Origin of the sequence: Ensifer sp. NM-2 (assembly GCF_003024455.1) — a bacterium.
GTDB lineage: Bacteria > Pseudomonadota > Alphaproteobacteria > Rhizobiales > Rhizobiaceae > Ensifer > Ensifer canadensis.
On record NZ_PVZR01000158.1, the window covers coordinates 1 to 414 of the forward strand.

1 protein-coding gene is annotated in these 414 nt (G+C 71.5%); it reads left to right on the forward strand.

Going from position 1 to position 414, the window contains the following annotated elements; translation table 11 throughout:
* Positions 1-370: ATP-binding cassette domain-containing protein (locus C6558_RS39270; RefSeq protein WP_146161028.1), on the forward strand; the 370-nt coding region annotated here is incomplete at its 5' end.
* Positions 371-414: the final 44 nt, after the last annotated feature.

Consider the following 414-nt stretch of genomic DNA (forward strand, 5'->3'; position numbering starts at 1 on the left):
CGAGCGCGGGCTGCGGCTGTCCGGCGGGCAGAGGCAGCGGATCGCGGTGGCGCGGGCCGTGCTCAAGGACGCACCGATCCTCGTGCTGGACGAGGCCACCTCCGCACTGGACACGAAGTCCGAACGGCTCGTGCAGGCGGCCCTCGAGGACCTGATGGTGGGGCGGTCGAGCCTGATCGTGGCGCACCGGCTGAGCACGATCGCGTCCGTCGACCGGATCGTCACGCTGCGCGGCGGGCAGGTGCAGGAGATCGGGACCCCGGCCGAGCTGGCCGAGCCAGGCGGGATCTACGCGCAGCTGCTCGAGCTGCAGAGGGCCGGCACCCAGGAGGCCCGGAAGATGCTGAAGGAGTACGGGCTGAGCGGATGATCCCGGAATCTTCTGCGGATCCGACCCTTCCGAGCGCTGCGCGG